Origin of the sequence: Streptomyces sp. cg36 (assembly GCF_041080675.1) — a bacterium.
In the GTDB taxonomy this organism is placed as follows: Bacteria; Actinomycetota; Actinomycetes; order Streptomycetales; family Streptomycetaceae; genus Streptomyces.
Genome location: NZ_CP163520.1, coordinates 4,028,011 through 4,053,248, shown reverse-complemented (window position 1 = coordinate 4,053,248; position 25,238 = coordinate 4,028,011). Strand labels below are relative to the sequence as shown.

The 25,238-nt window shown below is 69.3% G+C and carries 22 protein-coding genes; 10 read left to right on the top strand and 12 right to left on the bottom strand.

Annotated elements, in window-relative coordinates; translation table 11 throughout:
* Positions 1-521 precede the first annotated feature (521 nt).
* The gene (gene dnaA / locus AB5J87_RS18085; protein WP_369377796.1) at positions 522-2,306 is read right to left on the bottom strand and encodes a chromosomal replication initiator protein DnaA; all 1,785 of its coding nucleotides are present in this window, start codon (positions 2,304-2,306) and stop codon (positions 522-524) included.
* Positions 2,307-2,691: 385 nt separating this feature from the next.
* On the opposite strand from dnaA, the gene rpmH reads away from it, so the two are divergent.
* From rpmH to AB5J87_RS18040, 9 genes are all read left to right on the top strand, one after another.
* Positions 2,692-2,829, top strand: a complete 138-nt coding sequence (gene rpmH, locus AB5J87_RS18080; protein WP_006381191.1) for a 50S ribosomal protein L34 — start codon at positions 2,692-2,694, stop codon at positions 2,827-2,829.
* An 18-nt stretch (positions 2,830-2,847) separates the two neighbouring features.
* Positions 2,848-3,219 (top strand): ribonuclease P protein component, encoded by a 372-nt coding sequence (gene rnpA / locus AB5J87_RS18075; protein ID WP_369377795.1) that lies wholly within the window; start codon positions 2,848-2,850, stop codon positions 3,217-3,219.
* Positions 3,216-3,551, top strand: coding sequence for a membrane protein insertion efficiency factor YidD (gene yidD, locus AB5J87_RS18070; RefSeq protein WP_369377794.1), 336 nt, complete (start codon positions 3,216-3,218; stop codon positions 3,549-3,551). The genes rnpA and yidD overlap by 4 nt, the downstream gene beginning before the upstream one ends.
* 3 nt (positions 3,552-3,554) lie before the next feature.
* On the top strand, positions 3,555-4,841 hold the full coding sequence (gene yidC / locus AB5J87_RS18065; RefSeq protein ID WP_369377793.1) for a membrane protein insertase YidC: 1,287 nt from the start codon (positions 3,555-3,557) through the stop codon (positions 4,839-4,841).
* A 14-nt stretch (positions 4,842-4,855) separates the two neighbouring features.
* A complete protein-coding gene (locus AB5J87_RS18060) occupies positions 4,856-5,365 on the top strand; it encodes a protein jag (protein WP_369377791.1) in 510 nt (169 codons plus the stop codon).
* A 108-nt stretch (positions 5,366-5,473) separates the two neighbouring features.
* A complete protein-coding gene (rsmG, locus tag AB5J87_RS18055) occupies positions 5,474-6,193 on the top strand; it encodes a 16S rRNA (guanine(527)-N(7))-methyltransferase RsmG (RefSeq protein ID WP_369377790.1) in 720 nt (239 codons plus the stop codon).
* 279 nt (positions 6,194-6,472) lie between these two features.
* Positions 6,473-7,552, top strand: a complete 1,080-nt coding sequence (locus tag AB5J87_RS18050) for a ParA family protein (protein WP_266981650.1) — start codon at positions 6,473-6,475, stop codon at positions 7,550-7,552.
* Complete coding sequence (locus AB5J87_RS18045; RefSeq protein WP_369377789.1) at positions 7,549-8,655, top strand: ParB/RepB/Spo0J family partition protein; 1,107 nt, start codon at positions 7,549-7,551, stop codon at positions 8,653-8,655. The genes AB5J87_RS18050 and AB5J87_RS18045 overlap by 4 nt, the downstream gene beginning before the upstream one ends.
* 331 nt (positions 8,656-8,986) lie before the next feature.
* Positions 8,987-9,604 carry a GNAT family N-acetyltransferase gene (locus tag AB5J87_RS18040; protein WP_369377788.1) on the top strand — a complete coding sequence of 206 codons (618 nt, stop codon included), beginning with the start codon at positions 8,987-8,989 and terminating at the stop codon, positions 9,602-9,604.
* Positions 9,605-9,717: 113 nt separating this feature from the next.
* Here the strand turns inward: AB5J87_RS18040 and trxA are convergent, their stop codons facing one another.
* The 7 genes from trxA to AB5J87_RS18005 form a co-directional block, all read right to left on the bottom strand.
* Positions 9,718-10,050, bottom strand: coding sequence for a thioredoxin (gene trxA / locus AB5J87_RS18035; RefSeq protein WP_369377787.1), 333 nt, complete (start codon positions 10,048-10,050; stop codon positions 9,718-9,720).
* Positions 10,051-10,100: 50 nt separating this feature from the next.
* Positions 10,101-11,063, bottom strand: a complete 963-nt coding sequence (gene trxB / locus AB5J87_RS18030; protein WP_369377786.1) for a thioredoxin-disulfide reductase — start codon at positions 11,061-11,063, stop codon at positions 10,101-10,103.
* Between the two features lie 103 nt (positions 11,064-11,166).
* Positions 11,167-12,123, bottom strand: a complete 957-nt coding sequence (locus tag AB5J87_RS18025) for an anti-sigma factor (RefSeq protein WP_369377785.1) — start codon at positions 12,121-12,123, stop codon at positions 11,167-11,169.
* Complete coding sequence (gene sigM / locus AB5J87_RS18020; RefSeq protein WP_369377784.1) at positions 12,120-12,833, bottom strand: RNA polymerase sigma factor SigM; 714 nt, start codon at positions 12,831-12,833, stop codon at positions 12,120-12,122. Before sigM ends, AB5J87_RS18025 begins: the two co-directional genes overlap by 4 nt.
* A 37-nt stretch (positions 12,834-12,870) precedes the next feature.
* Entirely contained in the window at positions 12,871-14,601 is a 1,731-nt protein-coding gene (locus tag AB5J87_RS18015) for a protein kinase family protein (RefSeq protein ID WP_369377783.1), read from the bottom strand.
* A 129-nt stretch (positions 14,602-14,730) separates the two neighbouring features.
* On the bottom strand, positions 14,731-16,902 hold the full coding sequence (gene murJ, locus AB5J87_RS18010) for a murein biosynthesis integral membrane protein MurJ (protein WP_369377782.1): 2,172 nt from the start codon (positions 16,900-16,902) through the stop codon (positions 14,731-14,733).
* Positions 16,903-16,956: 54 nt separating this feature from the next.
* Positions 16,957-19,293 carry a DUF6049 family protein gene (locus AB5J87_RS18005; RefSeq protein WP_369377781.1) on the bottom strand — a complete coding sequence of 779 codons (2,337 nt, stop codon included), beginning with the start codon at positions 19,291-19,293 and terminating at the stop codon, positions 16,957-16,959.
* A 239-nt stretch (positions 19,294-19,532) separates the two neighbouring features.
* Here AB5J87_RS18005 and AB5J87_RS18000 point away from each other — a divergent pair, with 239 nt between their 5' ends.
* Positions 19,533-20,975 carry a CCA tRNA nucleotidyltransferase gene (locus tag AB5J87_RS18000; protein WP_369377780.1) on the top strand — a complete coding sequence of 481 codons (1,443 nt, stop codon included), beginning with the start codon at positions 19,533-19,535 and terminating at the stop codon, positions 20,973-20,975.
* 145 nt (positions 20,976-21,120) lie between these two features.
* Here the strand turns inward: AB5J87_RS18000 and AB5J87_RS17995 are convergent, their stop codons facing one another.
* The 4 genes from AB5J87_RS17995 to AB5J87_RS17980 form a co-directional block, all read right to left on the bottom strand.
* Positions 21,121-21,639 carry a hypothetical protein gene (locus tag AB5J87_RS17995; RefSeq protein ID WP_369377779.1) on the bottom strand — a complete coding sequence of 173 codons (519 nt, stop codon included), beginning with the start codon at positions 21,637-21,639 and terminating at the stop codon, positions 21,121-21,123.
* Positions 21,640-21,748: 109 nt separating this feature from the next.
* The gene (locus AB5J87_RS17990) at positions 21,749-23,002 is read right to left on the bottom strand and encodes an MFS transporter (RefSeq protein WP_369377778.1); all 1,254 of its coding nucleotides are present in this window, start codon (positions 23,000-23,002) and stop codon (positions 21,749-21,751) included.
* An 81-nt stretch (positions 23,003-23,083) separates the two neighbouring features.
* Positions 23,084-24,166: an inositol-3-phosphate synthase gene (locus AB5J87_RS17985; RefSeq protein WP_369377777.1), complete on the bottom strand. Its 1,083-nt coding sequence runs from the start codon at positions 24,164-24,166 to the stop codon at positions 23,084-23,086.
* 50 nt (positions 24,167-24,216) lie between these two features.
* The gene (locus tag AB5J87_RS17980) at positions 24,217-24,900 is read right to left on the bottom strand and encodes a helix-turn-helix transcriptional regulator (RefSeq protein WP_369377776.1); all 684 of its coding nucleotides are present in this window, start codon (positions 24,898-24,900) and stop codon (positions 24,217-24,219) included.
* Between the last annotated feature and the right edge of the window lie 338 nt (positions 24,901-25,238).

Here is a 25,238-nt window from a genome sequence, read left to right as displayed (position 1 = left end):
TTGGTGTGACGGCTTTCACTCGACCCGGTGATCCGGGGTGTTTCGTTGCCGAACAGTGGACAGTGCTGTGGAGAAGCTGTGGGCAACGCGGCCCGGCCTGTGGGCCGCCGGTGGACAACTTTGATCACAGCCTGTGGACGAAAATTTTGTCCACAGGCTGTGGAACGTGTTCGCGCACAAATCCACAGGCTGCTGACCTGGAGTGATGGAGTATCAGGGCGCTCGCCTGTGGATGCAATCTGGACAACTTCGCAGTCCCCAGGGTGTGGACGGGGAAAAGTCCCCGGTTCTGTGGAGAACCCCCGGTCACCGGCGCGTATTCGAACAGGTGGGGCGTGAGGACGGCCGTGCGCCGGGCCCGCGAAGGCCCCGCACACGCCCCAGGAGCGCCTCCGCGGAGCGGTCGAGGGCCGTACGAAGGACCGCTGAGGGCCGCCCGGAGGCCGTGTCCGGGCATGCGAAAGGGCGCCCGGGACGGTGTGTCGTCCCGGGCGCCCTCCGAGGCCCTGCGAGCGGTCGGCTCAGCCGTTCTTGATGCGGTTGGTGAGCTCGGTGACCTGGTTGTAGATGGAGCGGCGCTCGGCCATCAGCGCCCGGATCTTGCGGTCCGCGTGCATCACGGTCGTGTGGTCGCGCCCGCCGAACTGCGCCCCGATCTTCGGCAGCGAGAGGTCGGTGAGCTCGCGGCAGAGGTACATGGCGATCTGGCGGGCCGTCACCAGGACGCGGCTGCGCGAGGATCCGCAGAGGTCCTCCACCGTCAGTCCGAAGTAGTCCGCGGTCGCCGCCATGATGGCGCCGGCCGTGATCTCGGGCGCGGAGTCCTCCCCGCCGGGGATCAGGTCCTTGAGCACGATCTCGGTGAGCCCGAGGTCCACCGGCTGCCGGTTGAGCGAGGCGAACGCCGTCACCCGGATCAGCGCGCCCTCCAGCTCGCGGATGTTCCGCGAGATCCGGGAAGCGATGAACTCCAGCACCTCCGGCGGGGCGTTCAGCTGCTCCTGCACCGCCTTCTTACGAAGGATGGCGATACGGGTCTCCAGCTCCGGCGGCTGCACATCGGTGGTCAGACCCCACTCGAAACGGTTCCGCAGCCGGTCCTCCAGGGTCATCAGCTGCTTGGGCGGCCGGTCCGAGGACAGCACGATCTGCTTGTTGGCGTTGTGGAGCGTGTTGAACGTGTGGAAGAACTCCTCCTGCGTCGACTCCTTGCTCGCCAGGAACTGGATGTCGTCGACGAGCAGGATGTCCACGTCCCGGTACCGCTTGCGGAAGGTGTCGCCCTTGCCGTCGCGGATCGAGTTGATGAACTCGTTGGTGAACTCCTCGGAGCTCACGTACCGCACGCGCGTGCCGGGATAGAGGCTGCGGGCGTAGTGCCCGATGGCGTGCAGAAGATGCGTTTTGCCCAGGCCCGACTCCCCGTAGATGAAGAGCGGGTTGTACGCCTTGGCGGGCGCCTCGGCGACCGCGACGGCCGCCGCGTGCGCGAACCGGTTCGAGGAACCGATGACGAACGTGTCGAAGAGGTACTTGGGGTTCAGCCGCGCGTGCGGCTCGCCCGGACCGCCCGGCTGCGCCGAGGAGGACGACGGGGGGCCGCCCATCGGACGGGGGCCGCCGCCCGGCTGCGGGCCGCCGGAGTGCTGCGGCGCCTGCGGCTCGGGCAGCTCGTGCCGCTCCGGGCGCGGCTCGTACGCCGGGGGCTGCTGCTCGTACTGCGGACGCTCGGGCATCTGCGGCTGGCGGTAGTCGTGCTGCGGCTGCTGCGGGCGGCCCGTCGCGTACGGCTCGCGCCACTGCTCGGGGCCCGTGTCGCGGTCCTGGAAGCCGCCGAGCCGGGGCTGCTGCCAGGAGAGGTCCTCCTGGGCGCGCGGCCAGGCGCCGGGCTCGGGGCGCTGCTGCTGGTACTCCGGGTAGGCCGGGCGGACGCTGGGCAGGCCGTCGTCGGCGGGCCGGCCGTAGCCGTCGTCCTGGTAGCGCGGGGGCTGCTGCTGCGCGGGCGGCGCGGGCTGCGGGCCGGGGGGCTCGCCCACCGAGTCGTCGACCGTGATCGCGATCCGGATCGGGCGCCCGCACTCACGGCTGAGCGTGTCGCTGATCAGCGGGGCCAGCCGGCCCTCCAGGACGCGCTTGCCCCACTCGTTGGGGACGGCGAGCAGCGCGGTGTCGGCCACCAGGGCGAGCGGCTGGCAGCGCTCGATCCACTGCTTGTCCTTCGGCTCGATCCCCTGCTGGCCCTCCGCGAGGAGCTGCTCCAGCACTCGTGGCCACACTGCGGCAAGATCGGCAGGTACGTCAGCCACAAGGCACGCTCTCTCGCAGGTCCCACGAATGTGTGGTTCTCGGGACGGGATGGAAGGACAGGCAAGGACAGAAAGGAAAAGATTCGGGGTCGAGCCACGGTAGTCGTGGCGACTGACGTGGTTCAAGTTGTTGTCCACAGGCTGTGCACAGCGGGGCCCGCTGAGGGGCTGGTTTGACCGGATGGCGTAGTCGCGCGTACCGTAACCAGGTCGAGTTGTCGATGGCTGCTGCCGCCTGCCTCCGATGGGCAAAGATCACGGTCTGTGATCGTGAAGCGGTGCACTCGGGCGTTATGCGAGCTTCGTGTATTGCGAGCTTCTCGTGGGCGCACGGTGACAGCCAGGCGATGTCCCGCCACCACCGAATCATTTCTGGAGCCCCCGAGTGAGCAAGCGCACCTTCCAGCCGAACAACCGTCGTCGCGCCAAGACCCACGGCTTCCGCCTGCGGATGCGTACCCGTGCCGGTCGCGCCATCCTCGCGAACCGTCGTGGCAAGGGCCGCGCCAGCCTGTCCGCCTAATCGCATACAGGTCATGACGTGCTGCCTACCGAGAATCGGCTGAGGCGGCGCGAAGACTTCGCGACCGCGGTACGCCGAGGACGCCGGGCCGGTCGCCCGCTCCTTGTCGTCCATCTACGCAGCGGTGCCACGGACCCGCACGCGCCTGGGGAGAGCGCTCCCCCGACGCGTGCGGGTTTCGTCGTCAGCAAGGCCGTGGGTGTCGCGGTCGTGCGCAACCTGGTGAAGCGCCGCCTTCGCCATCTGGTGCGCGATCGGATCCCCCAGCTGCCCCCCGGTAGCCTTGTTGTCGTACGGGCATTGCCCGGTGCGGGCGACGCCGATCAAGCACAGCTGGCCCGAGACCTGGACGCCGCCCTGGAGCGGCTGCTGGGAGGGGGTGCGCGATGAAGTACCCGCTGCTGGCCCTGATCAAGCTGTACCAGTGGACGATCAGCCCGCTGCTCGGGCCCGTCTGCAGGTACTACCCGTCGTGTTCCCACTACGGATTCACGGCCATTGACCGGCATGGCGCGGTGAAGGGCACGGCACTGACCGCCTGGCGCATCCTGCGGTGCAATCCGTGGTCGCCGGGCGGCGTGGATCACGTCCCCGAACGCAAGCGCCCTCGATGGCACGAGGCGCTGCGCAACGCCTGGCGCGGCGACAAGGGCGGGCACTCCGCCGCTGAGACCGAGCCCAGCCCGGCCGCAGAGACCTCGCCCAATGCTCAAGGAGCCTGATTAGTGGACACGATTGCCAGTCTGTTCAGCTTTATCACCTGGCCTGTTTCCTGGGTCATCGTCCAGTTCCACAAGTTGTACGGCGCGATCTTCGGGCCGGACACGGGCTGGGCCTGGGGACTGTCCATCGTGTCCCTGGTGGTGCTGATCCGGATCTGTCTGATCCCGCTCTTCGTGAAGCAGATCAAGTCGACCCGCAACATGCAGGCGCTCCAGCCGAAGATGAAGGCGATCCAGGAGCGCTACAAGAGCGACAAGCAGCGCCAGTCCGAAGAGATGATGAAGCTGTACAAGGAGACGGGCACCAACCCGCTCTCCTCGTGCCTTCCCATCCTGGCCCAGTCGCCGTTCTTCTTCGCGCTCTACCACGTGCTGTCGGGCATCGCGAGCGGCAAGACCATCGGCGTGATCAACCAGCCGCTGCTGGAGAGCGCCCAGAAGGCACACATCTTCGGCGCCCCGCTGGCGGCCAAGTTCACGGACAGCGCCACCAAGGTCGAGGGCCTCGGTGCCACGCTCACCGACGTCCGCGTGATCACCGCGATCATGATCGTGCTGATGTCGGCGTCCCAGTTCTTCACCCAGCGCCAGCTGATGACGAAGAACGTCGACCTCTCGGTGAAGACCCCGTTCATGCAGCAGCAGAAGATGCTGATGTACGTCTTCCCGGTCATCTTCGCCGTGATGGGCATCAACTTCCCCGTCGGTGTCCTCGTCTACTGGCTGACCACCAACGTGTGGACCATGGGCCAGCAGATGTACGTGATCAACCAGAACCCGACGCCGGGCTCCAAGGCTCAGGCCAGCTACCTGGAGCGGCTCGGCAAGAGCATCTCCGCCCACGACGACGTCCGTGGCAAGCGCCGTCGCGCCGTCGTCCAGGCCATCGTCGCCAAGGGCCCGGACCGCAACGACAACGAGCGGAAGTTCATCACCGGCCTGGCCAAGCAGGGCTTCGCGGCCCAGGCCGACGGCACCGTGGTGAAGAGCGACACCGCCGTGGCCGAGGCGGAGGGCAACGCGCCCAAGCGCCAGCAGCCCAAGCGCCAGACCAAGGCCCAGCGCCAGTCCGGCACGGCTGCCCCGCAGGGCGCGGCCGACGCCGAGGCGGTGGCGAAGACCTCGCTGGACAAGGGCACGTCGGACGAGGACTCCCAGGCGAAGCAGGACGCGCCGCAGGACGCCAAGTCCAAGCCGGCCGCCAAGCCGGCCGCCGGTACCGCACGCAGCAAGGCCCAGTCCGGACAGCGCAAGGGTCAGCAGCGGCCCAAGCACCCGTCCAAGAAGTAAGAAGGAGTCCATCCGTGACGGAAGGCACCACCCCGGCCGCCGAGGGTGTCGACACCCTGTCCCGCCTGGAGCAGGAGGGGGAGATCGCCGCCGACTACCTCGAGGGCCTGCTCGACATCGCCGATCTCGACGGCGACATCGACATGGACGTCGAGGCGGACCGTGCCGCGGTCTCCATCATCAGCGACGCCGGCAGCCGTGACCTGCAGAAGCTCGTCGGCCGTGACGGTGAGGTGCTGGAGGCGCTCCAGGAGCTGACGCGGCTCGCGGTGCACCGGGAGACCGGGGACCGCAGCCGTCTGATGCTGGACATCGCGGGCTTCCGTGCCAAGAAGCGCACGGAGCTCGCCGAGCTGGGTGCCAAGACCGCGGACGAGGTCAAGAACTCCGGCCAGCCGGTGAAGCTCCAGCCCATGACCCCGTTCGAGCGCAAGGTCGTGCACGACGCGGTCGCCGCCGCCGGTCTGCGCAGCGAGTCCGAGGGCGAGGAGCCGCAGCGCTTCGTCGTCGTGCTCCCCGTCTGAGCGTTCATCGCTTTCTCGGCCCCGTCTGTTCGCAGGCGGGGCCGATCTTTGTCAGCCTGATAGTCAGCCACCCCAGCGCGGGAAGCGCGGTACGGAAGGACGGTCCCCGTGACGGAGGCAGCAGCAGAGCTTCCCCAGGCGCCCGAAGAGGCGCGCGCGGTTTTCGGCGAGTACTTCCCGGAAGCCGTCCGGTACGCCGAGCTGCTCGCGGACGCGGGAGTCAAGCGCGGTCTGATCGGCCCGCGTGAGGTGCCGCGGCTCTGGGAGCGCCATCTGCTCAATTGCGCGGTGCTCTCCGAGGTCGTTCCGGAAGGCGTCACTGTGTGCGACGTCGGCTCCGGGGCGGGGCTGCCGGGCATCCCCCTGGCACTGGTCCGCCCGGACCTGAAGATCACGCTCCTTGAGCCGCTGCTGCGGCGCACCAATTTCCTCCAGGAAGTGGTAGAGCTGCTGGGCTTGGACCATGTGACCGTGGTGCGCGGCCGGGCCGAGGAGGTACTGGGCAAGGTGCAGCCGGTGCACGTGGTCACGGCCCGTGCGGTGGCGCCGCTGGACCGGCTGGCGGGCTGGGGCGTTCCCCTGCTGCGCCCCTACGGCGAGATGCTGGCCCTCAAGGGCGACACCGCCGAGGAGGAGATCCTGGGGGCGCGGGCCGCACTGAGCAAGCTGGGTGTGGTGAATACCTCAGTACTGCATGTCGGCGAGGGCATCGTCGACCCGATGTCCACGGTGGTGCGGGTCGAGGTCGGCGAGAGTCCGGGCGGTGTTCGGTTCGCGGCCAAGCGTGCCAAGGCTGCCAGGACCGGCCGTACCCGGCGCCGCCGCTGAAGTCTCCGGCCCGCCGAAGGGCTGATGCTCCATAGAAGGTCCGATACGTACGCATTTCGGAGTGTCGTGACGATCTGACCGTAGGGCGCGTGCATCGTGTTTCACGTGAAACGTCGCTCTCTGCTGCATGGAATCATCAGCCGCGGCCGTAATGCCGCGCCGCGCGACCGCAAGCCCTTCGGCGGGGCCCTGGAGTCCCCCCCAGGGGCTATGGAGTTGTCCACAGAGGTGGATTCATCCACAGAAGACCCGGCCTCGCTGGTTCACGACCCCGAAAGCATGGCAGGCTCTGTGCATTGCGAGCCTGAAGTCGAGGAGAGTGAATCCTTGCGGTCCGACGCCAACATCGCGGGACCGATGACCGATCCGGTCCCCGGTCCCCGTACCGAGTCGGCGGGGGAGGATGTTTCACGTGAAACACCGCCCCCGATGGACGACACCCCCATCGGTCGCGCTGCCCAGCTGGCGGTGGAAGCTCTCGGCCGTGCCGGCGAGGGACTGCCCCGGCCGGAGCAGACGCGCATCATGGTGGTCGCCAACCAGAAGGGCGGCGTAGGAAAGACCACGACCACGGTCAACCTCGCCGCTTCCCTGGCGCTGCACGGCGCCCGGGTCTTGGTGGTCGACCTCGACCCGCAGGGCAACGCCTCCACGGCGCTGGGGATCGATCACCACGCCGAGGTCCCCTCGATCTACGACGTCCTGGTGGAGAGCAGACCGCTCTCCGAGGTCGTCCAGCCGGTCCGCGATGTGGAGGGCCTGTTCTGCGCCCCCGCCACGATCGACCTGGCCGGTGCGGAGATCGAGCTGGTGTCCCTGGTCGCCCGGGAGAGCCGTCTCCAGCGCGCCATCCAGGCGTACGAGCAGCCGCTGGACTACATCCTGATTGACTGCCCGCCGTCCCTGGGGCTCCTCACGGTCAATGCGCTCGTGGCCGGAGCCGAGGTCCTCATCCCCATCCAGTGCGAGTACTACGCGCTGGAGGGACTGGGCCAGCTGCTGCGGAACGTCGATCTGGTGCGGGGCCATCTCAACCCCACCCTGCATGTGTCGACGATCCTGCTGACCATGTACGACGGCCGGACCAGGCTCGCCTCCCAGGTGGCCGACGAGGTACGCAGCCACTTCGGCCACGAGGTCCTGCGGACGAGCATTCCGCGGTCCGTCCGCATCTCGGAGGCCCCGAGCTACGGCCAGACCGTCCTCACCTATGACCCGGGCTCCAGCGGCTCGCTCTCGTATCTCGAAGCCGCCCGTGAGATCGCCCTGCGCGGGGTCGGCATCAATTACGACCCGACGACGCACATCCCCGCGGGCATTCAGAACAACCAGCACAGCATGTCGGAGGGGATCCAGTGAGTGAGCGACGAAGAGGGCTGGGACGTGGGCTCGGTGCGCTGATCCCCGCCGCCCCGCAGGAGAAGAGCGTGCCTTCGGTAGGGGTGGCCTCCACCTCCCCTACGGCGGTTCCGGTGCTGACCCCGGAACGGGGCGTGGCAGCGGCGAAGGTGGCCACGCTCGCGCCGCCCGCTGTTTCACGTGAAACAGCGGCGCCGGTCCAGGCGCCCGAGCCCGCCGTGGTGCCGGAGCTGAAGGCGCCCGCCGGGGCGTACTTCGCCGAGGTGCCGCTGGACTCGATCACGCCGAACCCGCGCCAGCCGCGTGAGGTGTTCGACGAGGACGCCCTCGCCGAACTCATCACCTCCATCAAGGAAGTCGGGCTGCTGCAGCCCGTCGTGGTCCGTCAGCTCGGCCCCGAGCGCTATGAGCTCATCATGGGTGAGCGGCGCTGGCGGGCCTGCCGTGAGGCCGGCCTGGAGCGGATTCCCGCGATTGTCCGGGACACCGACGACGAGAAGCTGCTCCTGGACGCGCTCCTGGAGAACCTGCACCGCGCGCAGCTGAACCCTCTGGAAGAGGCCGCGGCCTACGACCAGCTGCTGAAGGACTTCGCCTGCACGCACGACCAGTTGGCGGACCGCATCGGCCGCTCGCGCCCGCAGGTCTCCAACACGCTGCGGCTGCTGCGGCTCTCGCCGCCGGTACAGCGCCGGGTGGCGGCCGGAGTGCTCTCCGCCGGGCACGCCCGGGCACTGCTCTCGGTCGACGACTCGGACGAGCAGGACCGGCTGGCGCACCGCATCGTGGCCGAAGGGCTGTCGGTGCGGGCGGTCGAAGAGATCGTGACGCTGCTGAACTCGGAGCCCAAGAGCGCGGCCAAGGCCAAGGGCCCGCGTGCGGGGACCCGGCTGTCGCCCGCGCTCTCCGACCTCGCCTCCCGCCTCTCGGACCGCTTCGAGACCCGGGTGAAGGTCGATCTGGGGCAGAAGAAGGGCAAGATCGTCGTCGAGTTCGCGTCGATGGACGATCTGGAGCGGATCCTCGGCACCCTCGCTCCGGGCGAGGGCAAGGTCCTCAACAAGGTCCTCACCGATGAGTCCGAAGAAGGCGACGAAGCCTGATCCGGTGACGTTCCCGCCGCCCCGGCAGCGGCGGTCGCCGTAACGGGCGGGCTGTGTTCCGATGCATACCGGAACACAGCCCGCCCTTTGCTTTTGTGCGCTATCCGCACTGACGTTGGGTGGATACGATGCGTTCTGGTATGGCACATCCACCTTGGGCCACTTCAGAAGAAGGGCGGGGAGCCATGCGAACGGTGAGCCGTACCCAACTGGTGACAGCGGGGCTTGGCCTCGGGGCGGTCGGCGGATTCGTCGGCAGCCTCCTCCGGGAACGGAGTGTGCTGGCAGCGGTTCAGGGGGCGGCAGGCGAAGGAAGCGAGGAACGGCCTTCATGGGGCGTCGGCTTGTACCGCTCACGCTGGACAACCTTCCGGACCTTCCCAAGCGCTGCCGCGCCTGTGTCTTCTGGGAACTTGATCCGGTCAGCGGAGAGGCAGCGATAAAGGCCGGTACTCCCGAACTCGAAAAGGAAGCCTGGATATCGGCCGTCCTTCTCGAATGGGGTTCATGTGGCCGCGTCGTCTATGTCGACGACGTACCGGTGGGTTTCGTGCTCTACGCCCCGCCGGCCTATGTGCCGCGCTCCACGGCTTTTCCCACCAGCCCGGTCTCTCCGGACGCGGTGCAGCTGATGACGGCCTGGATCATGCCGGGCTATCAGGGGCAGGGGCTGGGGAGAGTGATGGTGCAGACGGTCGCGAAGGACCTGCTGCGCCGGGGCTTCAAGGCCATCGAGGCGTTCGGGGACGCCAACTGGCGCGAGCCCGCGTGTGTGCTGCCCGCGGACCATCTCCTCGCGGTGGGCTTCAAGACCGTACGGCCGCATCCCCGCTATCCGCGGCTGCGGCTGGAGCTGCGGACGACGCTCTCCTGGAAGGAGGACGTCGAGCTGGCGCTGGACCGGCTGCTCGGAGCCGTCCAGAAGGAGCCGGCCCTGCGACCGCTCTAGCACGCGTACGTCAGCCCGTCACGCACGGCTGCAGGAGAACGCGAACGGGCCCGGATCCCCCCGAGGGGTCCGGGCCCGTGGCGATGTTTCACGTGAAACATCGACGCTGGGTGCTACGCGTTGATGAAGACGTCCAGGTCGCGCTCGAGAGCGGCCTTCGGCTTGGCGCCGACGATGGTCTTGGCGACCTCGCCGCCCTGGTAGACGTTGAGGGTCGGGATCGACATCACGCCGTACTTGGCAGCCGTGCCCGGGTTCTCGTCGATGTTGAGCTTGACGATCTCGATCTTGTCGCCGTGCTCCGCCGCGATGGCCTCCAGCGACGGGGCGATCTGGCGGCAGGGGCCGCACCACTCGGCCCAGAAGTCCACGAGCACGGGCTTGTCGCTCTTGAGGACGACCTCGTCGAAGTCGGCGTCGGTCACGTTCTTCAGGGTGCCGGCCACGGCATCCTCCTTGCGGGGTGTGGGTGAGGGGGGTGGGGAAAGCAGCGGGGTCAGACGGAGGCCGCGGCGGCCTTCTCGCCGTCGGCGAGGGCGGCCAGGAAGCGCTCGGCGTCCAGGGCGGCGGAGCAGCCGGTACCGGCTGCGGTGATCGCCTGACGGTAGGTGTGGTCGACCACGTCACCGGCGCCGAAGACACCGGTCAGGTTGGTACGGGTCGAGGGCGCTTCCACCTTCAGGTAGCCCTCGTCGTCCAGGTCGAGCTGGCCCTTGAAGAGCTCGGTGCGCGGGTCGTGGCCCACGGCGATGAACAGACCGGTCACGGCCAGCTCGGAGGTCTCGCCGGTCTTGGTGTTGCGCAGGGTCAGCCCGGAGAGCTTCTGGTCGCCGTGGATCTCGGCGACCTCGCTGTCCCAGGCGAAGCTGATCTTCGGGTCGTCGAAGGCGCGCTGCTGCATGGCCTTGGAGGCGCGCAGCGTGTCCCGGCGGTGGACGATGGTGACCGACTTGGCGAAGCGCGAGAGGAAGGTCGCCTCCTCCATCGCGGTGTCGCCGCCGCCGACCACGGCGATGTCCTGGTCCTTGAAGAAGAACCCGTCACAGGTGGCGCACCAGGAGACGCCCCGCCCGGACAGCTTGTCCTCGTTCGGCAGGCCGAGCTTGCGGTGCTGGGAGCCGGTGGTGACGATCACGGCCTTGGCGCGGTGGACGGTGCCCGCGGTGTCCGTGACGGTCTTGATCTCGCCGCTGAGGTCGACGGCGACGACATCGTCGGGGACCAGCTCGGCGCCGAAGCGCTCGGCCTGCGCCCGCATGTTGTCCATCAGGTCGGGGCCCATGATGCCGTCGCGGTAGCCGGGGAAGTTCTCCACCTCGGTGGTGTTCATGAGCGCACCGCCGGCGGTGACGGCGCCCTCGAACACCAGCGGCTGAAGCGACGCACGCGCGGTGTAGAGCGCGGCCGTGTAGCCGGCCGGCCCGGAGCCAATGATGATCACGTTACGGACGTCGCTCACGGGTTCTTCCTCGTCTCTGCGGACTGTCTACTGCCTACCGGGGCCCGGTCCAGGTCTCTCACCCCACCCAACGGATCCTACGGGGCGAGCATTCCCGAGGGGTCTACCGAAGGGGGTAGGCGTGGGTCAGCAGCAGCTTGCCCTTGGCATTGGGAGCCTGGGTCTCGCAGGAAGCGTCGACCACATACGCCTGCACCTGAGTGCTGTCCGTGGCGTGCGGAAGGACGAGGAGATAGGCGCGGGTTCCCTGGTACTCACCGGTCTCCGCCGCCAGGGGAGCGTCGGAGGTCCGCCCGGTGCCCGCCTGGACGCACGGCGGCACGGTGACTTCGAGCTTCGGTGGGCCGGACTTCACGCCGAATCCCGACTCCTTGTCCGCCGGCGCGTTCTGACTCGGGGCGGTCTTGGCACTCTCGGTGGTGGGGCGGGCGGCCAGGAGGGTCTGCACCTGGTGGGGCAGCGAGGAGGTCGAGAACACCGCTCCCTGCTGGGTCCGTGCCCCCTTCTCGGCCACGGCATGGTTGCCGCCGCCGGAGTGGATCCCCTGCACCAGCAGGGCGCCCATACCGATGGCCGCCGCGCCGAAGACCGCGCCGAGCACCACGCGGCGGCGGCGCCGGGGCGTACGAGGGCGCCCCGGCCCGGTGGCGGCCCGGGAGTGTCCGGTCGGCCGGTCGGACGCGGGAGCCTCGGCCGAGGGAGATCCGGGCGATGTTTCACGTGAAACATGCGCGCCGTCGTCCGGAGCCGCGGCCCGCACCGGCGCTCCCGCACCGACCGGTACAGCCGCTCCCGCGGGCGCCGTGGCATCCAGCAGGGCCTCGGCGGCGAGGGCGGCATCGATACGGCCCGCGATGTCGGCGGGCATGCGGACCGGCCCCGGCAGCGTGCCGAGCAGGTCGCGGATCTCGCTGAGCGAGGCGTGTACGTCCGCGCAGAGCTCGCAGGAGTCCAGGTGCTGCCGTACGTCGGCGGTACGGGAGGGCGGCAGAAGGCCCTCATGGAGGTCGGAGATCTCCGAGACGTCCGGGTGCTGGGTCATGTCGGCCGTGGATGTCACGCGCGCCCACCTCCGCCCTTCACAGCAGCAGGATCATTCGGTCCTGCATCCCTTGGTCCCGACGCAGGTGGGACGGATGTCCCCGGCGTCCGGTTCCTTCCCCCTCCTCGCTCGTCGTTATCCCTGGTCTCACCGGTATCACTGCGCAGATGAGTGAGCAGCGGCTGGAGCCGGGCCCGGCCCCGGGCGCAGCGGCTCTTCACGGTGCCCACCGGCACCTCAAGGATCTGTGCCGCCTCCGCCACCGGATAGCCCTGCATGTCCACGAGGACGAGTGCGGCGCGCTGATCGGCCGGGAGGGTCGCCAGGGCCTTCACCAGCTGCCGCTGGAGGTCCTGGCGCTCCGCGGGCGCCTCGGCGGACTCGTGGGGCTCCAGGAGCTGCTCCAGGCGCTCCGCGTCGTCCACGGGCGAGGTGCGCCGGGAGGCGGCCTTGCGGGCCCGGTCCAGACAGGCGTTCACGGTGATGCGGTGCAGCCACGTGGTGACGGCCGACTGGCCGCGGAAGGTGTGTGCGGCCCGGTAGGCCGACACCAGAGCGTCCTGGACCGCGTCGGCCGCCTCCTCGCGGTCGCCGAGCGTGCGCAGGGCGACCGCCCAGAGTCTGTCGCGGTGGCGCCGGACGAGCTCACCGAAGGCGTCGGGGTCACCGTCGACATGGCGCGCCAGAAGGTCCTGGTCGCTCGCGCCGCCGAGTGTGGCGTCGTCCAACGGTGAGCCCCCTCCCCACGCTGTCGGTTCCTCCGGATCAGCCGGTGAACTTCACATCCGTTATGGCCTGCTTGTACCCCGCGCGGCTGTACTGGTCCTCCGGGGCCTTGGGCATGGCCGTGATCCAGACCAGAACGTACTGGGTCTTGACCGGCTTGTCCGCCTTCAGCTGGGCCTGCGTGCCACTGGTCGTGACGGTCGAGATCTTCTTCATCGATTCGACCGGCGACGAAGGCGACAGCGAGTCCGTCGCATAGAGCGTGATCTTGGTGTGATCGCCGCCGTAGCGCAGCATTATCGTCGCGACCGAGACGTTCTTGGAAGAGCCCAGGTCGTAGACGATGCCGACGCCCTTCTTCACCGACGGCGCCATGGCGGGGCCGTCGAAGTAGCTCTTGGTGCGCCAGTAGGTCGAGCTGTCGCCGTCGTACGTCTTGTCGACGTCCGCCGCGTCCTGCGGGGAGTTGTCCGGTGCGTACTCCTGGGCGCCCTGGATCGCCAGTGGCACGAGGGCCTTCGGCTTGTCGCCGTCGGTCTTGTTCGTCTGCTGGGACGTGCCCGACTCGCCGGAACCCTTGTCGTGCCCGAGGAGCGTGTCGGCCAGCTGCCAGCTGCCCAGGCCCAGCGCGGCGATCAGCAGCGCCGACACGGCCCACTTGAGGGCCTTGCCGGTACGGCCCTGGAGCGCCGGCGGCGGGGCCTGCACGGTCTGGGTGACCGCCGGGTGCGGTCCCACCGGCGGACGCCCGTAGGTGCCCTGCTGGTAGGTGGTGCGCTGGTACTCCGGAGGCGCCGTGAACACGGGCTCCGGCGGCCGGATGCGCGGCATCGCCGCGACGGCCTTCACCAGTTCGTCCGGGGTGGTGCAGGCGGGCTCCTGGCGGGACGCGGTGGCCCCGTCGTTGGCCAGCGCCCGCATCGCGAGCTCCGACAGGCCGCGGTGGACACCCGCCCGTACCTGGTCGGGAGCGATCAGGCCGACGCCCTTGGGCAGCCCGTGCAGGCCGTAGGCGTCGCTGTCGTACGGCCAGCGCTGGGACAGCGACGCGTACAGCAGCGCGCCGATCGCCTCCGTGTCGGACCGCTGGGGGGTGTCCGAGGTGATTCCGCGCAGGGCCGCGTTCACCGCGAGCCCCCGGATCCGGTACTGCCCGGAGGAGGTCCGCAGGATGGCGCCGGGGGTCAGCCGCAGGTGCGCGAGACCCTCCCGGTGGGCCGCCGCCATGGCCTGGGAGATCTGGGTGACCAGCTGGTAGGCGTCGTGCGCCTCCAGCGGCCCCGCGGCCAGCAGCGCGGTCAGCTCGGTGGCGTCCGGCAGCCACTCGTGGACCACGTAGACGAGGTCGTTCTCCTCCACCGCGTCCAGGACCTGGACGAAGCGGGGGTCGCCGAGCAGCGCGGACGAGCGGGCCGCCGCCAGCACGGAACGTGCCCGCGGATGGTCCGCGGGCAGCAGATGGACCCCCACGGCACGACGGAGCTTCTCGTCGACCGCACGCCAGCTGCTGAAACCGTCCAGACGGGTGACGCACTCTTCGAGCCGATAGCGTCTGGCGAGCTTGTGGCCGCTGTGCAGCTCCGGTGTGGCGATGGAGGGTTCGACGGGCTTGCGCTCACCGCCCGTGTCGCCGGAGCCCTGCTCCGCCGTGTCTGCCGTGTCGATGGATTCCGCCACCCCGTCGGTCGTGGCCCCGTCCGCCTTGGCGGTCAGCGGGTTGTCGCCGCTGTTGTCGGCCACGTCGACGGCAGCCGTGCTACGTTCCGCCACCGTCGTTCCTGCCTCCCCATCCGTTGCGTGCTGTCGGCCAGCCATGCAAAGTCATGCCAATTGTGCCCACAGTCCGGCGCTATGCACGACACACAGCGGCGGACGATGGTTGTGCGCGGAGCGACGGACTCAGCGTCCGAGGCGTCCGCGCACCATCCCGACCATGGAGTTCAGCTCCTCGATCCGCATCTTCTTCGCCGCGACGAAGAAAACGCCGAGCAGTGCCGCACCGCCGACCACGAGTGCCACCAGCGAGCCGAGCGCGCCGTCGCCGAGGCCCTTCATGACGAAGAAGGCCACCGCGCCACCGGCCACGGCGCCCGGCACCGACGCCAGGCACAGCCTCGCGTAGGTCCGCAGCACGTGCGCGCCGTCCAGGTCGCCGCCGAGACGGTTGCGCAGCCGGCGCCACGCCACACCCACGCCCACGGCGTAGGCGAGGCCGTAGGCGCCCGCCATTCCCACGACCGCCCACTTGGCGGGCAGCACCATGTAGCAGGCCGCCGAGACGGCGGCGTTGACCGCGGCCACGATGACGGTGTTGTAGAACGGCGTGCGCGTGTCCTCGTACGCGTAGAAGCCGCGCAGCACCACGTACTGGACCGAGTACGGGATCAGGCCCAAGGCGAACGCCATCAGGATGAAGCCCATGGACCTCGCGGCCTCGGAGCCGGTCGGCGAGAACAGCAGCGTGCACATCGGGATGCCGAGCGCCAGGAACGCGAAGGAGATCGGCACGATCGCCACGGCCGAGTTGCGCAGCCCCTGCGAGATGTCGTCGCGGACCGCGCCCGGGTCGTTGTCGTGCGCGGCGCGCGAGATCCTCGGCAGCAGCGCCGCCATCACGGAGACGGTGATGATCGCCTGCGGCATGCCCCAGATCAGCTGGGCGTTGGAGTAGGCGAGGAAGCCGGTGCCCTTGGTGGGCGACGCCTTGCCGGCAGCCGTGGCGAGCTGGGTGACGACCAGCACGCCGGCCTGGTTGGCGAGGACGAAGAGCACGGTCCACTTGGCGAGCTTGACCGTCTTGCCGAGGCCGTGGCCCTTCCAGTCGAAGCGCGGCCGGAACCGGAAGCCCGTCTCCCGCAGGTACGGGATCATCGCCAGAGCCTGCACGACCAGACCGAGCAGGGTGCCGATGCCGAGCAGCCGGATGCCCTCCGGCGGAATGGTCTGCACCCCCATGTGGGATTCGGCGGAGGTGCCGTACACCCAGATGAACAGGCCGAACGTGGCGATCATGACGATGTTGTTGAGGACCGGGGTCCACATCATCGCGCCGAACTTGCCGCGCGCGTTGAGGATCTGCCCCAGCACCACGTGCACACCCATGAAGAAGATCGTGGGCAGGCAGTAGCGGGCGAAGGTGACCGCGACGCTGTTGGCGGCCGTGTCGTCGGAGATGGTGCCCGACATCAGCTTGATCAGCAGCGGCGCCGCGAGCACCACCACGGCGACGATCGCACCGAGCGCCACCATGACGAGGGTGAGCAGCCGGTTGGCGTACGCCTCGCCCCCGTCCTCGTCGTCCTTCATGGACCGCACGAGCTGTGGCACGAAGACCGAGTTCAGGCCGCCGCCGACGGTGAGGATGTAGATCATCGTCGGCAGGGTGTACGCCACGGTGTACGTGTCGCCGAGGAGCTGGGCGCCGAGCGCGGCGGTGATCACCAGGCTGCGGATGAAGCCGGTGAGCCGCGAGACCAGCGTGCCCGCCGCCATCACCGCGCTCGACTTGAGCAGCCCGGAGGCGCGCCCGCCGGACTTGCGCGGGGGCGCGGGCGGCAGCGGCTCCGGCTCGGGCGCGGCCGGCGCGGGACCGGACGCCTGCTGGTCCCGGTAGAGGTACGCGAAGGCGTCCTGCTCGGGCAGCTCCTCGCCCGCCTGGGTGACCAGGTCGTCCACGCCCACGAACTGCGTGGTGGCCGCGTGGTCTCCGTACGGCAGATGGCGCGACGGACCGTCCGGCTCGGGCGGCGGGGTCTGGGCCCAGATGCGGGGGTCCGGCGCGTACTGCTGCTGCGGCGGCTGCTGGTAGAGCGGCTGCGGCTCCGCGTAGGTGCCCGGGGGCGGCGGCGGATGCGCGGCACGGTCGTAGAGCGCTTCGGTCACCGGGTCCTGCGCGGACAGGTCCTGCGCCCGGTACGGGTCGTAGTTGTAGGTGTCCTGGAAGTACGGTTCCGGTACGGGCTGCTGGGGCGGCACCTGCCCGGGGTAGGGAGGCACCGGGGGCGTGCCCCCGGAAGACGCGGAGCCGCCGCCCGCGCCCTGCCCGCGGTCACCGTCGTACGGCGCGTTCATGGTTACCCCACCTCATCGTCCCCGGCCTGGCCGGCCACGGTGCATAGCGATAGCTCAATGCTCCACTTTCTCACCCGTGCCGGGCGAGGCCCCGCTTTCCGGACCGGTGTCCGGTGTCGGGTCACTCGGCTGCCCGGGATCGCCGCCGCCATCTGCGTCTGCGCCGTCACCGCTGTCGCCGTTCTCGGCCTCCTTGCGGGCGGTCGAGCGCTTGCGCTGGGTGTACATCCTGATGCCCGCCAGCACGAGCAGCAGTACACCGCCGGCGATCACCAGCATCACGGTCGGAGTGATTTCGGAGACCTGGACGGTGAACTCCATGGGGTCGCCGTAGGGTGTGCCGTCCTGCGTATAGAGCCGCGCCGTCACCTGAACGGGGCCGTTGGCGTTGGCCGTGGCGGTGAACTTCACCGACTGGCTGTGGCCTCCGTCGATCTTGACCGGCTGGCCGCCGTTGTCGTCCTCGCTGGTGGTCACCTGGAGACGGGTCGGGCTGCTCGGCTCCAGCCGCAGCACCAGGTTGCCGACGGGCTGGACCAGCTGGTTCTGCACCGTGACGGCCAGCGTGGCGCTGCGCCCGGACATGGTGGCCGTGGACTTCTGGATGAGGCGGACCTCACCGGTGAGCTTGTCCAGATAGCTCTGCACTCCGGCCCGGTAGACCGTCCCCCCTTCGGGGTCGCCGCGCCAGGACGTCGACATCTCGCGGTTGATGGCGTTGCCGAAGGGCGTGACCACCCGGTCGGGGGCGCTGAGGACGACCTTGAACTTGTCCAGGGTGCCCTGGGTGCTCTTCATGTCCTGGAACGCCTGCACCGGAAGCTCCTGCTTGCGCAGCGATCCCGGGTACGAGGAGGAGCCGGGCACCCGGGCGGTGGCATGGGCGTCGGGCTTGGCCGCGGCAGCCGCGACGAGGTTCAGCGACTGGGTCCAGCGCTGGGCGCTCAGGGCGCGCACGGCGATCGCCATCGTCTGGGCCTGGCTGGCGGACGGCATCCGCTGGGGCGCGACGACGATGCTGCGCTGCTTGTCCGTGTCCTGGAGCGTGACGGCCAGCGACTGGGCGAGGAACTCCTGGACCGCCAGCGTCGAATTGCCCGCCTTCGACATGTCGCCCTCGAAGGCCGTGGAGAGCCGGGCGTCGGCGACGACGGCCGTGGTGCCGCCGCCGATCGGGCGGGCGGCCGTCGGCGAGTACCCGAGGTCACGGGTCTCGCGGAGGCTGTCGCTGCGGGCGATCACGTTGTGGGCGCCGGCCGAGGTGGCCACGTCCACGATGGAGGGGTCCACCGCGCCGTCCACCGGCCAGGCGAAGTCCACCGAGGGCGTCACATGGAGGATCGTCTCCACGGTCTTCTCGGCGACGTCCGTGGCGCCCTGCAGATGGCTGAGCGACCCGGAGACCTCCTTGCCGCGGTGGGCGAGCGAGGCCAGGTCGGGGTCGGCGAACGGCAGGGCGACGACCTTGTCGCCCTGCACCGCGTTCTCCAACTGGCTCAGCCATTGCTTGGCCACGTCCTGGTTGGTGCCCGGCACGTCGCCGTCCTCGGACTTCACCCGGTAGTTGCGGGTCATCGCGTCGACGGTGGCCAGCAGGTCGGGATCGACCACCCAGGTCACCGACAGCTGGCTGCCGAGCGAGACCATCCGCTCCAGCCGCCCGCCGGGCGCGAGCTCGGCGGCCAGCGCGTCATCGGCGAAGACCGGCGTCTGCTGCTCGTCGGAGCCCGTCTGGGCGGTGAGATGGATCGAGGTGGTCAGCGGCCACATGTAGGTGAGCTGCGACTTCTTGCCGTCGACGGCGTCGGGCTGCCACGGCAGGAAGGTCCGCTGGATGCCCAGCACCTGCTCGTAGGGCTGGTTCGACGTCTGGCCCGACAGGGAGACGCCGAGCTGATAGACCCCGTCCCCGTCCAGGCCGAGCTTGTTCACCGGGACGGAGAGCGTGAAGTCCTGGCTGATGCCGGGCGCGAGCTTCCGGAACTTCACCGTGAACCCGTCGCCGAGCTCTGCGGGGTCCAGGCCCGGGGTGAAGACGGTGCGCTGTGAAGCCTCGTCGATGGCGGTGCGCCCGGCCAGCCGCTGGCCCACCCGCAGCCCCACATGGGCGCTGGTGATGGCCTGCTTGCCGCTGTTGGTGACCGTGCCGGAGATCGTCAGCGTGTCGTTCTTGACGGGGGCGCTGGGAGTCATCGAGTCCAGCGTCACCTGGACCGTGCGCGAGCCGGTCCCGGCCTTGGCCGGCACGGCCGCCCCGGCCGCCGGTGCGGCGCCGGTGCCCGAGAGCAGACCGGCGATCAAAGGTGTGCCGACCAGCAGCGCCGCTGTGCGGCGCAGCCACCGGCGGGCAGGAGAGGGGCCCATCCCCTGAGAGTCTGCCGCCTCGGCCACGCGTCGCCCGTCCCTCGTCGTCGTCAGCTGTGTCGGTGGTTGTCGATTGATGCGTCCACGCATGGTAACGAGGTGGACTGTGGCGAAGTGCCGTGGACTGCTCCACATGATCGGAAGAGTCTGTCAGGCCGCTGGTGGGGCGCCGTACGGGGCCTTCGAAGTGCCTCGCGGGACGAGCCCGCCCGGGCGCCCGGAAACGATGACGCTCCGGTCGGCCGGGGCACGTACCCTTTTCTGTTGTGCCGAACGCCAACGAAGACAATCCCAGTGCCCTGAGCCAGGTGCAGCGCCGCGCGGTCAGCGAACTGCTGCGGGTGTCCCCGGTCGCCGACGACCTCGCCCGCCGCTTCCAGGAGGCCGGGTTCTCGCTTGCCCTGGTCGGCGGCTCGGTACGGGACGCGCTGCTCGGCAGGCTCGGGAACGACCTGGACTTCACGACCGACGCCCGCCCCGAGGACGTGCTGAAGATCGTGCGCCCGTGGTCGGACGCGGTCTGGGAGGTCGGGATCGCCTTCGGCACCGTCGGCTGCCAGAAGGACGGCTACCTCATCGAGGTGACCACCTACCGCTCCGAGGCGTACGACCGGACCTCCCGCAAGCCCGAGGTCTCCTACGGCGACTCCATCGAGCAGGATCTGGTCCGCCGTGACTTCACCGTCAACGCGATGGCCGTCGCGCTCCCCGAGAAGGAGTTCGTCGACCCGCACGGCGGCCTGGAGGACCTGGCGGAGCGCGTGCTGCGCACCCCCGGCACCCCGGAGGAGTCCTTCTCGGACGACCCGCTGCGCATGATGCGGGCCGCGCGCTTCGCGGCGCAGCTCGACTTCGAAGTGGCTCCCGAGGTCGTCACCGCGATGACGGAGATGGCCGACCGGATCGAGATCGTCTCCGCCGAGCGCGTCCGGGACGAGCTGAACAAGCTGCTGCTCTCCGCGTACCCCCGCAAGGGCCTGCGGCTGCTCGTCGAGACCGGCCTCGCGGACCACGTCCTGCCCGAGCTTCCCGCGCTGCGCCTGGAGAGCGACGAGCACCACCGGCACAAGGACGTCTACGAGCACTCGCTGACGGTCCTGGACCAGGCCATCGACCTGGAGAAGGACGGACCGGACCTGATCCTGCGGCTGGCCGCGCTGCTGCACGACATCGGCAAGCCGCGGACACGCCGCTTCGAGCAGGACGGGCGGGTCTCCTTCCATCACCACGAGGTGGTCGGCGCGAAGATGACCAAGAAGCGCATGACCGCGCTGAAGTACTCCAACGACATGGTCAAGGACGTCTCGCGGCTGGTGGAGCTGCATCTGCGCTTCCACGGCTATGGAACCGGCGAGTGGACCGACTCGGCGGTGCGCCGGTACGTACGGGACGCGGGTCCCCTGCTTGAGCGACTGCACAAGCTGACCCGCTCGGATTGCACCACGCGCAACAAGCGCAAGGCCGGTGCCCTGTCCAAGGCGTACGACGGGCTGGAGGACCGGATCGCCGAGCTCAAGGAGCAGGAGGAGCTCGACTCGATTCGCCCGGACCTCAACGGCAACGAGATCCAGGAGATCCTGGGGATCGGCCCCGGCCCGGCGATCGGCCAGGCGTACAAGCACCTGCTGGAGCTGCGGCTGGAGAACGGCCCGATGGACCGCGACGCGGCCGTCGCGGCCCTCAAGGAGTGGTGGGCCGAGCAGGGCTGAGGCCATGTTTCACGTGAAACATGGCATGAGGGCCCTCGGGCGCGATGTTTCACGTGAAACATGACGGCACGGCCATACGGCGAGGGGCGATGTTTCACGTGAAACATCGCCCCTGCCGCTGTTCGGGCCCGGCGGCCCGCCCGGACTACTTCTTGTAGTCCTCCAGGCAGAGCGTGAAGTCCTTGCTGCCGCCCGTCTGGGTGTACTCGGAGTACTTCGTGCGGTCGCAGCCGCTGTTGTCGTCCTTCTTCTCCACGACCTTGTACTTGGCCTTGGAGTCGTCGCAGCCGACGACCTTCAGGTCCGGGTGGGTCGCCGAGCCGGGGTTGCCGATGCTCATGCAGTCGCCGACCTTGGCGGTGTCGGCGTCATGACGGCTGGTGAACCAGCCCACGGCCGCCGCGACGACGACACCCACGGCGATGACGATCCGGACGATCTTCTTGACGTTGCGGCGCGGCGGGGCGGGCGCGGGGGCGGGCGGTATCGGGCCGCCCTGGTTGAAGTAGGGCGACTGCTGCGGCGGGACACCGGGCTGGCCCGGCTGACCGTAGGGAGCACCACCCTGCGGCTGTCCGTACGGGGCTGCACCCTGCGGCTGGCCGTAAGGGGCGTTGGGCTGCGGCGCGTACGGGTTCTGGCCCTGGGGCGGCGGAGTGGACACTTAGGGGTTCCCCCTTGGTGAAAAACAGGTGATGTATGACGCCCGTAAGGTAGCGGCCCCCACCGACATCACCGATACCGGAGGGGCCTCTGTATCCCCGATGTGACACTCACCCACGCTGAAAGCGGGTCATAAACACAGCTACTGCCAGGTAGATGGCCGAGACCGTGACAACCAGCGGTGCCGATTTCCCGTCAGAGGGCAGCATCAGTGCGGCGACCGCGGCGGCGCCGACGAAGGCGACGTTGAAGAGCACGTCGTAGAGGGAGAAGATCCGGCCGCGGTAGGCGTCGTCCACCGAGGACTGCACCACGGTGTCCGTGGAGATCTTGGCGCCCTGGGTGACCAGCCCCAGGACGAAGGCGGCCACGAGGATGGGTACGGGAGCGAAGGACAGCCCGAGCGCCGGTTCCAGGACGGCGGCCGTCCCCGCGCACACCGCCATCCACCGGTACGGGCCCATCCTGGCCACCGCCCCCGGCGTCACGACGGCCGCCGCGAAGAACCCGGCCCCCGAGATGCCCACCGCGAGCCCCAGCAGGGCCAGCCCGTCCGAGGTGCCGTCGGCCCAGGCGTACCGGCAGAGCATCAGCACCATGACCGTCAGCGCGCCGTAGCAGAAGCGCAGCAGCGTCATCGCGGTCAGCGCCCGGGCCGCTGCACGGCGCTTGGCGAGATGGCGCAGCCCCTCCGCCAGACCGCGCGCCGTGGTGCCGATGGCGGCGCCGAGCCGGGGCGGGACGGTCCCGGGATCCGGGCCCAGCAGCCCGGTGGGCAGGCGCAGCGACCACAGCGCCGCGCAGAGGTAGAGGAGCGACCCGAGCAGCACCGTGGCGGCGTCGGCCGGCACCACCAGCCGGAGGCCGAAGGCCAGGCCGCCGCCCGCGGTGGCGGCCAGGGTCCCGGCCGTCGGGGAGAGCGCGTTGGCGATCACCAGCCGGTCTTCGTCGACGACCCGGGGCAGCGCGGCCGAGAGCCCGGCCAGGACGAAGCGGTTGACGGCCGTGACGCAGAGGGCGGAGGCGTAGAAGAGCACGTCGGGGGCCGCCGCGAGGAGAAGGAGCGCGGTGCAGCCGGCCAGCAGGGCGCGCAGCAGGTTCCCGTAGAGAAAGACCTGGCGCCGCTGCCAGCGGTCCAGGAGGACGCCCGCGAACGGGCCGACGAAGGAGTACGGCAGCAGCAGGACTGCCATGGCCGAGGCGATCGCCGTCGGCGAGGTCTGCTTCTCGGGGGAGAAGACGACATGGGTGGCCAGCGCGACCTGGTAGACGCCGTCCGACGCCTGGGAGAGCAGCCGTACGGCCAGCAGATGCCGGAAATTTCTCAGGCGCAGGAGTACGCGCAGATCACGCACGACAGGCATGTGTGCAAGCGTCACATACGGAGAGGGTCCCCGTGCCGACACGGCACGGGGACCCTCAACAGTCGAGCGGAAAGCCGAGACTTAGCGCTCGACCTCGCCCTTGATGAACTTCTCGACGTTGGCGCGGGCCTCGTCGTCGAAGTACTGGACCGGCGGGGACTTCATGAAGTACGAGGACGCGGAGAGGATCGGGCCGCCGATGCCGCGGTCCTTGGCGATCTTCGCGGCGCGCACGGCGTCGATGATGACACCCGCGGAGTTCGGGGAGTCCCACACCTCGAGCTTGTACTCGAGGTTCAGCGGAACGTCACCGAAGGCGCGGCCCTCGAGGCGGACGTAGGCCCACTTGCGGTCGTCGAGCCACGCGACGTAGTCGGACGGGCCGATGTGGACGTTCTTCTCGCCGAGCTCACGGTCGGGGATCTGCGAGGTGACGGCCTGCGTCTTCGAGATCTTCTTGGACTCCAGGCGCTCGCGCTCGAGCATGTTCTTGAAGTCCATGTTGCCGCCGACGTTCAGCTGCATCGTGCGGTCCAGGATGACGCCCCGGTCCTCGAACAGCTTCGCCATGACGCGGTGCGTGATGGTGGCGCCGACCTGCGACTTGATGTCGTCACCGACGATCGGGACACCGGCCTCGGTGAACTTGTCCGCCCACTCCTTGGTGCCGGCGATGAAGACCGGGAGGGCGTTGACGAACGCGACCTTGGCGTCGATGGCGCACTGCGCGTAGAACTTCGCGGCGACCTCGGAACCGACGGGGAGGTAGCAGACGAGAACGTCGACCTGCTTGTCCTTGAGGATCTGGACGATGTCGACCGGGGCCTCGGCGGACTCCTCGATGGTCTGGCGGTAGTACTTGCCCAGACCGTCGTGGGTGTGACCGCGCTGGACGGTGACGCCCGTGGTGGGCACGTCCGCGATCTTGATGGTGTTGTTCTCGCTGGCGCCGATGGCGTCCGCGAGGTCCAGGCCGACCTTCTTGGCGTCCACGTCGAACGCGGCCACGAACTCCACGTCCTTGACGTGGTAGTCGCCGAACTGGACGTGCATCAGACCCGGCACCTTGCCGGCCGGGTCGGCGTCCTTGTAGTACTCGACGCCCTGCACCAGCGAGGCGGCGCAGTTGCCCACGCCGACGATGGCTACGCGAACCGAACCCATTCCGGTTGCTCCCTGTGTGTTCTCGACGAAGTCCTGCGGGTGCAGGGCCTTCAGTTGGCGGTGTCCTCGGACGGATCCGGCCGGGTGCTGTCCCGATGCCGGGGCAGGCCGCCCGTCTCTCCAGTTGTGTGGTCCTGCTGAGCGGAGCCGGTGGCCCGGCCGGATCGCTGATCCCGCCCTGCCCGCTCGCTCTCGATGAGCTCGTTCAGCCAGCGCACCTCGCGCTCCACGGACTCCATGCCGTGGCGCTGCAGCTCAAGCGTGTAGTCGTCCAGGCGCTCGCGCGTACGGGCCAGGGAGGCGCGCATCTTTTCGAGGCGCTCCTCCAGCCGGCTGCGACGACCTTCCAGCACGCGCATCCGCACCTCGCGCTCCGTCTGCCCGAAGAAGGCGAAACGAGCGGCGAAGTGCTCGTCCTCCCAGGTGTCGGGGCCGGTGTGGGAGAGCAGCTCTTCGAAGTGCTCCTTCCCCTCGGCCGTCAACCGGTAGACGATCTTGGCCCGGCGCCCTGCGAGTGAAGCGGCCAGGGCCTCTTCGGGGGCGCTGCCCGGTTCCTCGATCAACCAGCCGCTCGCGACCAGCGTCTTGAGGCAGGGGTAGAGGGTCCCGTAACTGAAGGCCCGGAAGATCCCCAGTGAGGTGTTGAGCCGCTTGCGCAGCTCGTACCCGTGCATCGGGGCCTCGCGAAGCAGGCCGAGAACGGCGAATTCGAGGATGCCGGAGCGCCTGCTCAACCTTCGCCTCCTCTGCTGCCGCGGACCTTTATGCCGTGCTGATGTATCGACTCGATACATCATGACGATAGAACGGTGACGCGGCTGCGACAAGAGGGGTCATCGTGAACGGCGTCACATCGTCAATTGATCGCAAGCAAGTTGCCTGATTTGGGGTGAACTTCGGCCCTAGGCGGGTTTTGACCGTGCGTAGTCTGTGCGGCATGCAGACCACCGGGAGCCGAGTGACGTCAGGGGGCGTCGGCGCGATTCGCGCCATCGGTATACCGGGTGCACGGCGGACGAGCTCGTCGCAGGGCTGGTCCGTGTATCGGGGGGACCGGAACACACCAGTCGCT

Excerpts from the sequence above, each read along its gene's own strand:
- AB5J87_RS18040 (WP_369377788.1), top strand. The coding sequence starts at position 8,987 with ATGGGGCGTCGGCTTGTACCGCTCACGCTGGACAACCTTCCGGACCTT.
- yidD (WP_369377794.1), top strand. The coding sequence starts at position 3,216 with ATGAAGTACCCGCTGCTGGCCCTGATCAAGCTGTACCAGTGGACGATC.
- AB5J87_RS18050 (WP_266981650.1), top strand. The coding sequence starts at position 6,473 with ATGGCAGGCTCTGTGCATTGCGAGCCTGAAGTCGAGGAGAGTGAATCC.
- AB5J87_RS17985 (WP_369377777.1), bottom strand. The coding sequence starts at position 24,166 with ATGGGTTCGGTTCGCGTAGCCATCGTCGGCGTGGGCAACTGCGCCGCC.
- AB5J87_RS17990 (WP_369377778.1), bottom strand. The coding sequence starts at position 23,002 with ATGCCTGTCGTGCGTGATCTGCGCGTACTCCTGCGCCTGAGAAATTTC.
- murJ (WP_369377782.1), bottom strand. The coding sequence starts at position 16,902 with ATGAACGCGCCGTACGACGGTGACCGCGGGCAGGGCGCGGGCGGCGGC.